Raw genomic sequence first — 13644 nt, 5'->3', positions numbered from 1 at the left:
GCTGCGCCCACCGAGATCACGGTGTATCCGGGCACCGGTCTCACCGGCAGCGGGTCGGTCGCGAACGTGCCCAACCAGATGCGCGAGGCTGGGGCGCTGCCCGTGCTCGGCGGTGCGGGCATGACCGCGATCGGGGTCGCGGGCGCGATCCTCATCGCCGGCGGCGTGCTCTTCGCGATCTTCGGACGCCGCAAGCAGACCACCCCCGCCGCCTCAGCGTGAGCCGGCCCTCCCGCCCACTTTCCACAGGCTCAGGGGGAAGGCCGGCTCAGGCCGCGCACCGATCGACGTTCACGCACCGGGAACACCCGAAACGGGGTGCGTGAACGTCGATCGGTGCCGCGCGGGCTCGGTGGCTCGGCGGTCCGGGCGGTCCGGGCGGTCCGGGCGGCTCGGTGGCTCGGCAGCCCTCTGCGGTCCGGCGGCCCGGATGGTAGCGTTGCTGTGTTCAGCAGACGTTCAGCTTGAGAAACGGGGCGACGGTGGCAGAAGCGAGCCAGGAGACGACGAACCAGCAGGCCGCGGCATCGGCCCGGCCGAGGGGAGCGCTCGACCGCTTCTTCCAGATCACCGAGCGCGGGTCGACCTTCGGCACCGAGATCCGCGGCGGGCTCGTCACCTTCGTGACGATGGCGTACATCGTCATCCTCAACCCGATCATCCTGACGAGCGGCGTCGACGTCGAGGGCAACACCCTCTCGTTCCCCGCCGTCAGCGCCGTGACCGCGCTCACCGCGGGCGTCATGACGATCCTCTTCGGCGTCGTCTCACGCCTGCCCTTCGGCTTCGCGGCGGGCCTCGGCATCAACGCCTTCCTCGCCTTCTCGGTGGTCGGTCAGGTCACGTGGCCCGAGGCTATGGCCCTCGTGGTCGTCAACGGCGCGCTCATCGTGCTGCTCGCCGCCACCGGCCTGCGTCGCATGATCTTCGACGCGGTGCCGGTCGAGCTGAAGCTCGCGATCACCGTCGGCATCGGCCTCTTCATCGCGTTCATCGGCTTCGTCAACTCGGGCTTCGTCACCGCGACCGGCCAGGGATCCCCGCCCGTCGGTCTCGGCGTCGACGGCTCGGTGTTCACCGTGCCCACCCTGATCTTCGCCGTCACCCTCGTGCTCACGGGGGTGCTGGTGGCGGCCAAGGTGAAGGGCGGCCTGCTGATCGGCCTCGTCAGCGGCACCGTGATCTCGGTGATCGTCGAGGCCATCGCGAAGCTCGGGCCGCGCACCGGCGCCGACGGCGAGATCGCGAACCCCGGCGGATGGGGCCTCACGGTGCCAGAGCTCGGCGGGGCGCCGTTCGGCGTGCCTGACCTGAGCCTCATCGGCGCGGTCAGCTTCGACCTCGGGCGCGTGGGCGCCGTCACGGTCGTGATGCTCGTATTCACCCTGCTCTTCACCAACTTCTTCGATGCCATGGGCACTATGACCGGCCTGTCGCGCGAGGCCGGTCTCGCCGACCGGAACGGCAACTTCCCCCGCCTGAAGTCGGCCCTCGTGGTCGAGGGCGTGGGTGCGATCGCGGGCGGCGTCACCTCGTCGTCGTCGAACACGGTGTTCATCGAGTCGGGCGCCGGTATCGGCGAGGGCGCGCGCACCGGTTTCGCGAACGTCATCACCGGCCTCATGTTCCTGCTGGCGATGTTCTTCACTCCGCTCACCCAGATCGTGCCGACAGAGGTCGCCGCCGCGGCCCTCGTGATCGTGGGCGCGCTGATGATGGCGCAGATCAAGAACATCGACCTCACCGACTTCCGTGTGCTGCTGCCCGTGTTCCTGACGGTCGCCGTCATGCCCATGACCTACTCGATCGCCAACGGCATCGGTGCGGGCTTCGTGGCGTGGGTGCTCGTGCACGCGCTCAGCGGCCGGGCCCGCAGCATCCACTGGCTGCTGTGGGTGGTGGCCGCCGGCTTCGTGATCTTCTTCGCGCGCGGGCCGATCGAGGTGTTCCTCGGCGTCTGACCCCCGCACGAGGAAGCCCCCGGATCCGCCATCGCGGTCCCGGGGGCTTCGTCGGCGCCGGCTCAGTTGCCGAGGATGCGCTGGTAGGCCTGCGAGTAGCGGTTGTCCTCCTCGGCGGTGAGCGAGCGCATATCGAAGATGCGCTTCGACATCTCCTCGTCGGGAAAGACGAGCGGGTTCTCGGCCAGCTCGGGGTTCAGCTGCTCCATCGCCTCGCGCGCGCCCGCGACCGGGGTCACGTACTGCACGTACTCTGCGACCCGCGCGGCCACCTCGGGCTCGTAGTAGTAGTCGATGAGCTCGTGCACCTGGTCAAACGCTTCGGTGGCCTTGGGCATGCAGAACGAGTCGACGAAGACCGACGCGCCCGAGTCGGGCACCACGAACTTCCAGATCTCCTCGCCCGCGTCCTCATTGAGGATCGCGATGTCGCCCGACCAGGCCATACCGGCCCAGACCGTCTCCTGCTCGAGATCCTGCGTGTACGAGTTGCCTTTCACGGTGGCGACCTGGCCGCTCGAGATGTGCTTCGCCGCGACCTCGAGCGCAGCATCGAACTCGTCGTCGCCCCAGTCGCCCTCGATGTCGACGCCCTGCTCGAGCATGATGAGCGCGAGGGTGTCGTCCTGCTCGGTCAGCAGGTTCACCTTGCCCCTGAGCTCGGGCGCCCACAGGTCCGAGACCTCGCGCACGCCTTTCGGGTAGAGCTGCGTGTTGTAGACGAGACCGGTCATGCCGGCCTGGTAGGGGATCGACCAGCTGCGCTCGGGATCGAACGAGGCGTGCTGCACCATGTCGATCATCTGCGCGTCGACGTTCGGCATGAGCGAGCGGTCGAACTCGGTGAGCTGATCCTGCTCGAGCAGTCGCACGAGGGTGGTGTCGGACGGCACGATCACGTCGTAGCCGGTGTCCTGCTCGAGCTTCAGCTGGTCCTTGATCTTCGCGATGAAGGTCTTGTTGTCGTCGATGTCCTCGAAGTACTCGACGCGAATGTCGCTCTGTTCCATGAACGCGTCGAGCGAGGGCCAGCCGCCCGTCTCGTCGTCGTAGTCGAGGTAGTAGGTCCAGTTGGCCCAGCGCAGCGTGCCGCCGGAGCCGTCGCCCGGACCGCTCGGGCCTGCGCAGGCGGCGAGGGAACCCACGCCGAGCAGCGCGGCGCCGAGGGACGTGCCCCGCAGCAGCTGTCGACGGTTCATCTGGGCGGTTCTGACGCGGTTCACCAGATCACGGACCACGGGGTCCGGAGACTGACGGAGCATGTTCCCTCCTTTGGAAACTGCGTCGCGGGCGCGACGCCTCTCAGCCCCCATCTTCACACATCCGGAAACACCCGATCCACGTCGGTGTCACCTTCGTTGACATTGCTCGGCGAGAGCGGCCCTGATTCTCGAGAAGGCCCGGGCGTGTCGGCGCGTGCGCCCCTCAGGGCACGAGCAGCGTGCGGCGCAGCTCGTGCACCAGCTCCGGATCGGCCGCGAAGAACCCGGGCTCGCCGGGAGGCATGGCGTCATCGATGCCGATCACCGACGCGCCCGCCTCGCGGGCGATGAGCAGCGCCGCCGCGTAGTCCCACGGCTGCAGGCCGTGCTCGTAGAAGGCGTCGAGGCGGCCCGCGGCGAAGCTGCAGATCTCGTACGCGGCAGATCCCGTGCGCCGGATGTCGCGCACCCGCGGCAGCAGGCGCGCGAGAATGGCGGCCTGCCCCGCCCGCCGCTCCGCGGTGTACCCGAAGCCCGTGCCCACGAGCGCCGTCGAGAGCTCCCGCTTGCCCGAGATCGTGACGGGGGAGCCGTTCAGGCGCGATCCGCCGCCCTCCCACGCCTCGAAGAGCTCACCCGTGCGCGGATTGAAGACCGCCCCCGCGATCGCCCGGCGCCCGTCGGCGCTCGCCGCCGCATCGGGCACCGTGGCCGCGATGCTCACCGTGTACGCGGGCAGATCGTAGAGGTAGTTCACCGTGCCGTCGATCGGGTCGATCACCCACGTCACGCCGCTCGTGCCCTCGATGCCCGCGCCCTCCTCGCCGAGCACGCCGTCGTCGGGGCGCTCCGCCCGCAGCGCGTCGACCACCAACTGCTCCGACTCGCGGTCAGCCTCGGTGACGATGTCGACCTCGCTCGACTTGCTCGCGGCCACCGCCACACCGCGCCGCCGCAGCTCGAGGATGCGCTCGCCTGCCGTGACGGCGACCTCCGAGGCGATACTGGCGAGCTGCTGGGCATCATGGGGCTGCGCGATACTCATGCTCCGAGCCTAGCCGCGATGCCGAGGAGCTCCCAGGAGGGGAGAGGAAGTGCCTGCACCGCGAGGCTCGGATCGTACACACGACAGCCGCGTCGTCTCGTGTGGCACGAGACGACGCGGCGCGACCGCCGACTGCGACGGGCGTGTCAGCGCACCGCGGGCGACTCGTACGCGTACGCCTCCTCGCCATGGGCGACGGCGTCGATGCCGCCCTCCTCGACCTCCACGGGGACGCGCAGCCCGGTCAGCATCTTCACCGCGAGCGCGATGATGAGCGACACGACGAACGAGTAGGCCATCACCGCGACCACCGAGATCGTCTGCACCAGCAGCAGCCCGGCGTCGCCGCCCATGAACAGGCCGTCGTCGAAGGCGAAGAAGCCGAGGTACAGCGAGCCGATCACACCCGCCACCAGGTGCAGGCCCACCACGTCGAGCGAGTCGTCGTAGCCGAGACGGTACTTCCACTCGATGGCGAAGGCGCAGGCGAAGCCGGCGACGAGGCCGAGCAGCAGCGCCCAGACCGGCGCCAGGTTCGCCGCCGAAGGGGTGATCGCCACGAGGCCGCCGACCGCGCCGGAGGCTGCGCCGATCACACCCGGCTTCTTGCCGCGCAGCACGTCGACGATGATCCAGCCCACGATGCCGGCCGCCGGTGCGCCCAGGGTGTTGACGAGGATCAGGCCGGCCTCGCCCGTCTCGGTCGCGAGGCCCGAGTTGAACCCGATCCAGCCGAACCACAGCAGCGCGGCGCCGATCGTCACGAGCGGGATGCTGTGCGGCTTGTGGGAACCGGGTCCGAAGCCGAGGCGCTTGCCCGCGACGAGCGCCAGTGCCAGCGCTGCGGCGCCCGCGTTGATGTGGATCACCGTGCCGCCGGCCAGATCGATCACGTCGGGAGTGCCGAGCGTGCCGCCGAGGTTCTGGATCCAACCCCCGCCCCAGACCCAGGCCGCGACCGGGAAGTAGACGAGCGTCGCCCACACGCCCGAGAACAGCACCCACGAGCCGAGCCCCACCCGATCCGCGATCGCGCCCGAGATGAGCGCGGTCGTGATCATCGCGAACACGGCGCCGAAACCCACGCCGATGAAGTCTGCCGGAGCAGTGGCGATCAGTCCGAAATCCTTGAAGGGACTTCCGGCGAAGCCGCTCTCGCCCTCGGCGAAGTAGTTCATGCTGTAGCCGAAGAGGATCCACAGCACCCCGACGACGCCCATCGCGCTCACGCTGAAGAGCATCATGTTGACGACCGAGCGCACGCGCACGAGGCCGCCGTAGAAGAGGGCGAGGCCCGGGGTCATGATGAGCACGAGCGCGGTACTCGCGAGTGTCCACACGTCTTGCGGAGTGAGTTCCATGGCTGCCGCCTTTCTCTGTACCGGCCCCGGCGGGTCGGGAGCCGTGCGTGTGACCAGTGTGCGCCGCCGCTGTTTCATGACCGTCTCCGGGGCGTGACCACCGGATCACGGGTGTGTTTCGGCGTGGTCACATTCCTCCGACCCCTCGGGGCCTCGGCTTTCGATATGGAATCTGCCGAAAATATGGCGATACCCGTCTCCCGCGTCATATGGACGGCAGATCTCATACGAACGGCCGGTTCATATGTCCGCCTCTGGAGCAGCGACGAACAGGTGCGGGTCAGCCGGAACACGACTTCGAAGAGGCCGGGGAGCAAAGGTGCTAAGATGTACAGGTTGCCGTTAGAACGGCCGCGGATAAAGAGAGCCCCAGCATCCCGCTGACGGCGCCGCGCAGCAACAGAGAGGGGATCCCTATGGCACTGGAAGCAGAAGTCAAGAAGGCGATCATCGAAGAGTACGCGACCAAGCCCGGCGACACCGGTTCCCCCGAGGTGCAGGTTGCCATGCTCTCGCAGCGGATCAAGGATCTGACCGAGCACCTCAAGACCCACAAGCACGACCACCATTCGCGCCGTGGGCTGCTGCTGCTCGTCGGCCAGCGCCGTCGTCTGCTGGGCTACCTGCAGAACGTCGACATCGCGCGCTACCGTTCGCTCATCGAGCGTCTGGGCCTTCGCCGCTGAGCGATCGCCTGCACAGGCTTACTGCGAAGCGCCCCGCCCCTCCTCGGAGGAACGGGGCGCTTCTGCGTTTACGGGTCGGGCCGGAAGGGCCCGGATCCGGGCCTCAGTAGCCGTAGGGCAGCGCCGAGGCGATCCAGCCGCCCACCATGGAGCCCGTCATCGAGACCAGCGACAGCGCGCCCGAGACGAGCGCGCCCACCGCGGTCCAGCGCATGCGCGGCGCGCTGCGCTGCAGCACCCCGCCGATCGCGAGCCCGATCGCGGCCAGTACGAGCACGCCCTGGGTGAGGGGCAGCCCGACCGAGATGAACGTGTACGACCCCGACAGGGCGGCCTCGCGGTAGAGCAGCGGCAAGACGAAGCTCAGCAGCGCGAAGAGCGCGAGGATCGCGAGAGCGACGACGCCGAGCACGTTGAGCCGCCCGGTCGCGGCCGGGCGCGCGGGCTGCGGAGCCCACTGCTGCTGCGCGTAGGGCTGCTGCGCGAAGCCCGGCTGCTGCGCGTAGGGCTGGTGCGCGTCGGGCTGCTGCTGCGCGTCGGGCTGCTGCTGCGCGTATGCCTGTGACCCCTGGGGCGGAACGCCCTGCGTCGGCGGTGCGTACTGCTGCTGTGGCTGTGGCTGCTGCGGCTGGCCGTGCGAGTGGGCCTGCTGCTGCTGCTGGGGCGTCGGGTCGGAGGAGCTCATGCTCGAAGCCTAGGCCATGTCTCGCGGTTCGTCGCCTGCCTCGCGTCGGCGGCCGGCACGCGAAAGCCCCCTCGCGCGCCGGCTCTGCCGGTGCGCGAGGGGGCCCGGAGCCGCGACGGATCGCGGACTATGGCTCGCTCGAGATCAGATCTTCGAGGAGGCGTCCTTCAGCACGCTGCGGAGGATGCCACCGATCTCGGCGAACTCCGCCGGGCCGATGGTCAGCGGGGGAGCGAGCTGGATGACGGGGTCTCCACGGTCGTCGGCGCGGCAGTAGAGGCCGGCCTCCCACAGTGCGGGCGACAGGTAGTCGCGCAGGAGTCGATCCGACTCCTCCTCGTTGAAGGTCTCCTTGGTGGCCTTGTCCTTCACCAGCTCGATGCCGAAGAAGTAGCCCTCGCCGCGCACGTCGCCGACGATGTCGATGTCGAGCAGCTTCTCGAGCTCGGCGCGGAACAGCGGGCTGTTCTCGCGCACGCGACCGTTGAGGTCCTCTTCTTCGAAGATGTCGAAGTTGGCGAGCGCCGCGGCCGCCGCCGCCGGGTGACCGGCGAAGGTGAAGCCGTGGTAGAAGGTGTTCTCGGTGGAGTTGAAGGGCTCGGAGACTTTGTCCGAGACGATCATGGCGCCCAGGGGCACGTAGCCCGAGGTGATGCCCTTGGCCGAGGTGATGATGTCGGGCTCGTAGCCGAGCGCCTTCGACGCGAAGAAGTCGCCGATGCGGCCGTAGGCGCAGATGACCTCATCCGAGACGAGCAGCACGTCGTACTGGTCGCAGATCTCGCGCACGCGCTTGAAGTAGCCGGGGGGAGGCGGGAAGCAGCCGCCCGAGTTCTGCACCGGCTCGAGGAACACGGCGGCAACGGTCTCGGGACCCTCGAAGAGGATGGCCTCCTCGATGCGGTTCGCCGCCCACTGACCGAACGCCTCGAGGTCGTTCGACGGGGCGCCCATCTCCTCGGCGCGGTAGAAGTTGGTGTTCGGCACGCGGTGACCACCGGGGGTCAGCGGCTCGTAGAACTTCTTCATGTCGGGGATGCCGGTGATGGCCAGCGCGCCCTGCGGGGTGCCGTGGTAGGCGACCGAGCGCGAGATGACCTTGTGCTTCATCGGCTGGCCCTGGATCTTCCAGAAGTGCTTGGCGAGCTTGAACGCCGACTCCACGGCCTCGCCGCCACCGGTGGTGAAGAAGACCTTGTTCATCTCGCCGGGCGCGTAGGAGGCGAGGCGCTCCGACAGCTCGACGGCGGCGGGGTGCGCGTACGACCACAGCGGCATGAAGTCGAGCTGCTTCATCTGCTTGGCGGCGGCCTCGACGATGCGGTCGCGGCCGTGGCCGGCGTTCACGACGAACAGGCCGGCGAGACCGTCGATGTACTGCTTGCCCGCGGCGTCGTAGATGTGGTGGCCCTCGGCGCGGGTGATGACGGGAATGCCGTCGTTGAGCACCTTGCGGTTGGTGAAGTGCGGCCACATGTGATTGCGGGCCGAAGCCTGGAGCGCGGCGGCGTCCACGGCTGCAGTGGGATCGTAGGACATGGTTATCGTGTTCCCCAGTCGTATTTCTGTTTGGTGAGTTGGAGGTAGACGAAGCTCTCGGTCGATGCCACTCCGTCGATCTTTCGGATCTTCTCGTTGAGCAGCTCGATGAGACCGTCGTCGTCCTCGCAGACAACCTCGGCGAGGATGTCGAAGGAGCCCGCGCTGAGTACCACGTAAGCGATCTCCGGCATCTCGGCGAGACGATCGGCGACGACCCTGGTGTCACCGGAAACGCGGATGCCGAGCATTGCTTGTCGGCTGAAGCCGAGTCGCATCGGGTCGGTCACTGCAACGATCTGCATGACGCCGGCATCCGTGAGCTTCTGCACGCGCTGTCGCACGGCGGCCTCGCTGAGGCCGACCGCCTTGCCGATCTCCGCGTACGAGCGGCGACCATCGCGCTGAAGCTGTTCGATGATCGCCTTCGACGTCGCGTCGAGCGCTGGCGAAGTGCGTTTGCTGCTCACGCCACTGATTCTTGCAGTGAAAAGCTGAAATAGCAAAGGAATCCGAAGAAATGTGCGATGAATTCTGCTTATCTCCACCTCTTGGGGTGGAAAGAGCACCCCGGTGTCCGGCGCGGTGCGAGTGACAGCACTGTATCAACGAGGGGCCCGCGAGTGGTAGCCGGGTCGCGGGCGGCGCTTCGGAATGCGTGGAACGGCCCGCGGATCCGTGGCGAAAACCACGGTGACGACAATGCGATGTAACCGTTTCGTGACGAAATGGTTGATGGCGGGGTGTGGGCTTTGCATCGATCCCTTCTCTATGCCATTCTCATGTTCACACCCGGCAGCGCTGCCGTTTGGCGATGCCGGTCCGACCCGTGAGAACCAAGGGAGATACTCATGGCCCGTCAGCCCGAAGATCCGATCGTCCGCAATATCGTCCAGATGCTCCGAGGCGCCCAGTTCAACCGCCGTCAGCTGCTCCGCGGCGCGGCCGTCGGAGCGGCGGGTGCGGGTGCGCTCGGGCTCTCGGCCTGCTCCGGCGGCGGGGGAGGCGGTGGCGGGGACGGCATCGTCTGGGGTAACTGGACCTACTACCTCGACTTCGACGAGTCGACCGGCTCGTACCCCTCGCTCGACGCCTTCGTCGACGAGGCCGGCTTCAACGTCGACTACATCGAGGACATCGACGACAACAACACCTTCTACGGCAAGATCAAGGATCAGCTGCAGCTCGGCCAGCACACGGGCTACGACGTCATCACCTTCACCGACTGGATGAACGCCCGGCTCATCCAGGCTGAGCAGGTGCAGGAGTTCGACTACGCCAATCTGCCCAACGTGAAGGCGAACCTCGTCGACGCCCAGTGGGACGCGCTCGACGTCGATCCCGGTCGCAAGTTCTCGATCCCGTGGCAGCTCCCGGCCTCGGGGTGGGTGTGGAACACCGAGGCGGTGCCCGACGGCATCAAGACCCTCGACGACTTCCTCAGGCCCGAGCTCAAGGGCAAGGTCGTGGTGCTGAGCGAGATGCGCGACACCATGGGCATGGTGCTCGCAGGCCTCGGCTACGACCCCTCCGGCGATTGGGGCGACAAGGAGTTCGACGAGGCGCTCGCCTGGCTCGACGACGCCCTGCAGAGCGGTCAGATCGGCAACGTCAAGGGCAACAGCTACACGCAGGACCTCATCACGGGCGACGCCCTCGNCTTCCTCAGGCCCGAGCTCAAGGGCAAGGTCGTGGTGCTGAGCGAGATGCGCGACACCATGGGCATGGTGCTCGCAGGCCTCGGCTACGACCCCTCCGGCGATTGGGGCGACAAGGAGTTCGACGAGGCGCTCGCCTGGCTCGACGACGCCCTGCAGAGCGGTCAGATCGGCAACGTCAAGGGCAACAGCTACACGCAGGACCTCATCACGGGCGACGCCCTCGCCGCGATGGCCTGGACCGGTGACGTCGTCATGCTGAACGCCGAGAACGACAATCAGTGGACCCTCGAGATCCCCGAGTCGGGCGGCATGATCGCAGCGGATTCCTTCACCGTGCCGAACGGCACCTCGGCCGAGGCGAAGGAGAAGGTCGAGCAGATGATCGACTACTACTACGATCCGGTGGTCATGGCCGAGGTCGCCGACTACGTGACCTTCATCCCTCCCGTGAAGGGCACCCAGGAGGCCATGCAGGAGATCAACCCCGAGAACGCCGAGAACCCGCTCATCTTCCCGAGCGACTCCGACTGGGAGCACCTGCACTCGTTCCGCAGCCTCACCGCCGAAGAAGACAACCGCTACTCGACGGCCTTCCAGAACGCGCTGGGGCTGTAGACATGGCGGACAACTCACTCGCGACCTCGGGAGCCGACCTCGAGCTCGTCGGCATCCAGAAGCGCTATCCCGGCTTCACGGCGGTCGACAACCTCGACCTGAAGATTCCGGCCGGATCGTTCTTCGCCCTGCTCGGTCCCTCGGGCTGCGGCAAGACGACGACGCTGCGCATGGTCGCCGGCCTCGAGGATCCGAGTCAGGGCAAGATCCTGATCGGCGGCAAGGACATGACGTCGTTGAAGCCGCACAAGCGGCAGGTCAACACGGTCTTCCAGTCGTACGCGCTCTTCCCGCACATGACGATCCTCGAGAACGTCGCCTTCGGGCTCCGCCGCCGCAAGGTCGGCGACCCGGTGGCGAAGGCGCACGAGGCGCTCAAGCTGGTCGAGCTCGACCACGTCGCCGACCGCAAGCCCGCCCAGCTCTCGGGCGGTCAGCAGCAGCGCGTCGCGCTCGCCCGCGCCGTCGTGAACCGGCCCGCACTGCTGCTGCTCGACGAACCGCTCGGTGCGCTCGATCTCAAACTGCGCCGTCAGATGCAGCAGGAGCTCAAGCAGATCCAGCAGGAGGTCGGCCTGACGTTCCTGCACGTCACCCACGACCAGGAGGAGGCCATGACCATGGCCGACACCGTCGCGGTGATGAACAAGGGCCGCATCGAGCAGATGGGCGCCCCCGAAGAGCTGTACGAGCTGCCGCGCACCGTGTTCGTCGCGAACTTCCTCGGCAAGTCGAACCTGTTCGCGGTCGACGTCGTCGACGGCAACGAGACCGCGATCCACACCGACCTGCTCGGCACGCGCGTCACACTGCCCCGCGCGCGCACCGAGCGCGACAGCGGCTCGATCACGATCGGCGTGCGGCCCGAGAAGCTGCGACTGCACCGCGAGGCCCCCACCGATCTCGCCGGCCGCAACACGCTCGGCCCGGGCCGCATCACCGACGTCTCGTTCATCGGCGTGAGCACGGAGTACACGGTCGAGGTGCCGGGCGCGGGCACGGTCGAGGTGTTCTCGCAGAACGTCGAGGCGGGCCCCGTCGCGGGCCTCGGCGACGAGGTCTGGCTCAGCTGGCACATCGAGCACACCTTCGGGCTCGCCGATGACAGTCTCGAGACCGGCGCCCTCACCACCGACTTCTCGACGCAGGCGATCGCCACGCAGGCGAGCCTCACCGAGTAGGGGGCGCACATGGCATTCACCGCGTTCTCCGGCAGTGCGAAAGCCGTAGAGCAGAATCCGAGCCGGAAGGGCATCGTGGCGCTGGTGCTGCTCGCACCGGGCATCGCCTACATGCTGCTCTTCTTCGTCGCCCCGTTCGTGCAGCTCGCGCTCACGTCGATCCAGGCGCCCGCCGAGAGCGGCGGCATCGGGCAGTACGTCGCCGCGGCCCAGTTCTCGAACTACTGGACCGCGATGCGGGAGTACTGGCCCCAGCTGCTGCGCTCCTTCGCGTACGCCCTCACCGCCACGATCGTCGGTCTGCTGATCAGCTACCCGCTGGCCTACCTGATCGGCGTGAAGGTGCGGTCGAAGCCCATGCTGCAGGGGGTGCTGCTGATCCTCGTGGTCGCGCCCTTCTTCATCAGCTTCCTGCTGCGCACCCTCGCGTGGAAGTCGATCCTGCCGAGCGATCTCATCGGCACGCACTTCTCGGTGATCTTCGGTCTCATCTACAACTTCATCCCGTTCATGGTGCTGCCGATGTTCGCGTCGCTGCAGGCGCTCGACCTGCGCCTGCTCGAGGCGGGATCCGATCTCTACGCCTCGCCGGTGACGACGTTCCGCAAGATCACCCTGCCGCTGTCGATGCCGGGTGTCGTCTCGGGCACGCTGCTCAGCTTCATCCCGATGTCGGGCGACTACGTCAACGCCTCGCGTGAGTTCCTCGGCGGCACCGGCACCACCATGATCGGCAACGTGATCGAGTCGAACTTCCTGCAGACGCAGAACTACCCGATGGCGGCCGCGCTCTCGATCATGCTCATGCTCATCATCCTCGTGCTCGTCGCCACCTATGTGCGCAAGAGCGGGGCGGAGGACCTGCTGTGAAGAATTTCAGTCTCGGCAAGGCGTTCGTGCCGGTGGTCGCTGCGATCACGCTGATCTACCTGCTGCTGCCGATCGCCCACGTGATCCTGTTCTCGTTCAACGATGCGGGCCGCAACAACATCCTGTGGCGCGGCTTCACCCTCGACAACTGGCAGAACCCCTGCGGCGCCCCGCAGGTGTGCCAGGCGTTCGGCAACAGCATCCTCGTGGGCGTCGTGGCCACGGTCATCGCGACCACGCTCGGCACCATGATCGCGATCGCACTCGTGCGCTTCAAGTTCAAGGGCCGCTCGACCGTGAGCCTGCTGCTGTTCACCCCGATGGCGACGCCCGAGGTCGTGCTGGGCGCGGGCCTCGCGGCCCAGTTCCTGCTCGTGGGCGTCGAGAAGGGCATCGGCACGATCATCCTCGCGCACACGATGTTCTGCATCTCGTACGTGGTGGTGGCGGTGAAGGCCCGTGTGGCGAGCCTCAACCCCGCGATCGAGGAGGCGGGGCGCGATCTCTACGCCTCGCCGGCGCAGGTGTTCTGGCGGATCACGCTGCCCATGCTCATGCCCGGCATCATCGGCGCGGCCCTGCTGTCGTTCGCGCTGTCGTTCGACGACTTCATCATCACGAACTTCAACTCGGGCACGGCGACCACCTTCCCGAAGTTCATCTACGTCTCGGCCCTCAAGGGGGTACCGGCGCAGGCGAACGTGCTCGCGTCGATCGTGTTCGTCGGTGCGCTGCTGCTGGTGATCATCGTGCAGATGGTGAACATCAACAAGCAGAAGCGGCTGGCGCGGCGGTAACCTCCGCGTCTCCCACAGCGGGCCCGGCCTCCGCCGCAGAA

Annotated in this window: 13 protein-coding genes; 7 read left to right on the top strand and 6 right to left on the bottom strand. The window is 67.5% G+C overall.

Annotated features, from left to right (window positions below):
• Positions 1 to 222: hypothetical protein (locus H490_RS32415; RefSeq protein ID WP_202950842.1), on the top strand; the 222-nt coding region annotated here is incomplete at its 5' end.
• A gap of 260 nt (positions 223 to 482) precedes the next feature.
• On the top strand, positions 483 to 1961 hold the full coding sequence (locus tag H490_RS29705) for an NCS2 family permease (RefSeq protein WP_017885164.1): 1479 nt from the start codon (positions 483 to 485) through the stop codon (positions 1959 to 1961).
• Between the two features lie 62 nt (positions 1962 to 2023).
• Here H490_RS29705 and H490_RS29700 read toward each other — a convergent pair whose 3' ends face one another.
• The 3 genes from H490_RS29700 to H490_RS29690 form a co-directional block, all read right to left on the bottom strand.
• Positions 2024 to 3223, bottom strand: coding sequence for an ABC transporter substrate-binding protein (locus H490_RS29700; protein WP_017885163.1), 1200 nt, complete (start codon positions 3221 to 3223; stop codon positions 2024 to 2026).
• A 163-nt stretch (positions 3224 to 3386) separates the two neighbouring features.
• Complete coding sequence (locus H490_RS29695) at positions 3387 to 4208, bottom strand: inositol monophosphatase family protein (protein WP_017885162.1); 822 nt, start codon at positions 4206 to 4208, stop codon at positions 3387 to 3389.
• Between the two features lie 146 nt (positions 4209 to 4354).
• Positions 4355 to 5569 carry an ammonium transporter gene (locus H490_RS29690; RefSeq protein ID WP_017885161.1) on the bottom strand — a complete coding sequence of 405 codons (1215 nt, stop codon included), beginning with the start codon at positions 5567 to 5569 and terminating at the stop codon, positions 4355 to 4357.
• A 416-nt stretch (positions 5570 to 5985) separates the two neighbouring features.
• On the opposite strand from H490_RS29690, the gene rpsO reads away from it, so the two are divergent.
• Complete coding sequence (gene rpsO, locus H490_RS29685; RefSeq protein ID WP_017885160.1) at positions 5986 to 6255, top strand: 30S ribosomal protein S15; 270 nt, start codon at positions 5986 to 5988, stop codon at positions 6253 to 6255.
• Positions 6256 to 6358: 103 nt separating this feature from the next.
• Here rpsO and H490_RS29680 read toward each other — a convergent pair whose 3' ends face one another.
• The 3 genes from H490_RS29680 to H490_RS29670 all read right to left on the bottom strand — a co-directional run bounded on the left by H490_RS29680 (position 6359) and on the right by H490_RS29670 (position 8949).
• The gene (locus tag H490_RS29680; protein WP_017885159.1) at positions 6359 to 6940 is read right to left on the bottom strand and encodes a hypothetical protein; all 582 of its coding nucleotides are present in this window, start codon (positions 6938 to 6940) and stop codon (positions 6359 to 6361) included.
• A gap of 144 nt (positions 6941 to 7084) precedes the next feature.
• Positions 7085 to 8479 (bottom strand): aspartate aminotransferase family protein, encoded by a 1395-nt coding sequence (locus tag H490_RS29675; protein ID WP_017885158.1) that lies wholly within the window; start codon positions 8477 to 8479, stop codon positions 7085 to 7087.
• A 2-nt stretch (positions 8480 to 8481) separates the two neighbouring features.
• Positions 8482 to 8949 (bottom strand): Lrp/AsnC family transcriptional regulator, encoded by a 468-nt coding sequence (locus tag H490_RS29670; protein WP_017885157.1) that lies wholly within the window; start codon positions 8947 to 8949, stop codon positions 8482 to 8484.
• Between the two features lie 381 nt (positions 8950 to 9330).
• On the opposite strand from H490_RS29670, the gene H490_RS31830 reads away from it, so the two are divergent.
• From H490_RS31830 to H490_RS29650, 4 genes are read left to right on the top strand one after another with little or no spacing between them, the layout of a single operon-like run.
• Positions 9331 to 10755 (top strand): ABC transporter substrate-binding protein, encoded by a 1425-nt coding sequence (locus H490_RS31830; RefSeq protein ID WP_017885156.1) that lies wholly within the window; start codon positions 9331 to 9333, stop codon positions 10753 to 10755.
• Positions 10756 to 10757: 2 nt separating this feature from the next.
• Complete coding sequence (locus H490_RS29660) at positions 10758 to 11936, top strand: ABC transporter ATP-binding protein (RefSeq protein ID WP_017885155.1); 1179 nt, start codon at positions 10758 to 10760, stop codon at positions 11934 to 11936.
• A 9-nt stretch (positions 11937 to 11945) separates the two neighbouring features.
• A complete protein-coding gene (locus H490_RS29655; RefSeq protein WP_017885154.1) occupies positions 11946 to 12806 on the top strand; it encodes an ABC transporter permease in 861 nt (286 codons plus the stop codon).
• On the top strand, positions 12803 to 13603 hold the full coding sequence (locus H490_RS29650; RefSeq protein ID WP_017885153.1) for an ABC transporter permease: 801 nt from the start codon (positions 12803 to 12805) through the stop codon (positions 13601 to 13603). Before H490_RS29655 ends, H490_RS29650 begins: the two co-directional genes overlap by 4 nt.
• Positions 13604 to 13644 lie beyond the last annotated feature (41 nt).

Origin of the sequence: Leucobacter sp. UCD-THU (assembly GCF_000349545.1) — a bacterium.
GTDB classification, from domain to species: domain Bacteria; phylum Actinomycetota; class Actinomycetes; order Actinomycetales; family Microbacteriaceae; genus Leucobacter; species Leucobacter muris.
The sequence above is the reverse complement of the archived record's forward strand: the minus strand, read 5'-3'. Positions and strand labels throughout refer to the sequence as shown.